The following is a 1098-nucleotide window of genomic DNA, read 5'->3' as shown; positions in this document are numbered from 1 at the left end:
GGCCGCCTGGGCGGGTGCGAGGGCGGCGGCTGCGGCGAGCAGACCGGTGGCGATGGTGCCGGCGAGGGCGCGGCGTGCGGTCACGATGACTGTCCCCTTGTCAGAAACGCTCGGTGCGGCGGTCGGCTACGGACGATGCCGAACCTGAGCATCCCTCACATGAAGCGAACGCGACAAATCGATGACGCCGCCAGGACAAGTACGCCCCCGGGCCGGACGGCCCGAGGGGGCGTCACCGGCGTCACTCCAGGCTGGTGACGACCTCACGGGCGGGGATCCGGACGTCCGCGGCCGGGTGCGCGCGCAGCGTGCGCAGGAGGGCCCGCCATGGCTCGGGCCAGTGGAACGAGCGGCCGAACGCACCGAGCAGGGCGACCGCCAGCAGGCCCTCCGCCAGACCGTCACCGTCCGCGCCGTCCACCAGCCGCCGGGCGGCCTCCAGCACGGTGGCCTCCTGCACCCCCCGGCTCCGATTGCGCGAGTGGAGGTGCCTCAGGGCGACGGCCGTGCCGCCGGCCAGCGCGGGGTGGCCCCGCAGGGCCGCGGCCAGGGCGCGGAGGCCGGCGGAGAATACGGGCAGGTCGGCGTACGGGTCGAGCGCGCGGGTCAGTGCCGAGACCCGGACCGGGAGGAGGTCGGGTTCGTCCGCGAGCAGGTCGGCCAGCGCGGCGAGGGTGGGCCGGCTGCTCACGGTCATCGTGACCAGGCGGCGCAGGCACTGGAAGGCGGGCAGGTCGTGGTCCGCCTCGGCGTCCGGCTCCCCGGCCCGGACGGCGGCCAGCAGGTCGGTGACCGTGCCGTGCAGCAGGCTGCCCGGCGCCGCGCCGCCGACCGGGTGCGGCAGGCCCGAGTCGGCCAGCGCGCCGACCACGCCGATGGCGCGGTGCCAGACGCCGCGGCCCCGGCTCAGGTCGGTGGCGGCCCGCCGGACGTACTCGGAGCCCTCCGGCGCGTACGCGGCCCAGGCCTGCAGCGCGGAGAGCACGGAGTCGGCCGTGTCCTCGTCCAGGCCTCCGGCCAGGCCGGTCAACAGCCTGGCGTAGCGGGGGCGTTGGCCTTCCGGAAGGTCGAGCGGGCGGGCGGCCAGCAGGGCCGTCC

General features: G+C 76.9%; 1 pseudogene. It reads right to left on the bottom strand.

The features are described 5' to 3' along the window. Positions 1-241: 241 nt before the first annotated feature. Positions 242-1098 (bottom strand): annotated as a pseudogene (locus ABZ885_RS41820) (hypothetical protein); the annotation flags it as partial.

The sequence above is a fragment of the Kitasatospora sp. NPDC047058 genome, assembly GCF_040643935.1.
Lineage (GTDB): Bacteria > Actinomycetota > Actinomycetes > Streptomycetales > Streptomycetaceae > Kitasatospora.
Note: the sequence above shows the minus strand (reverse complement) of the source record. Positions and strands in the feature narration are given on the sequence as shown.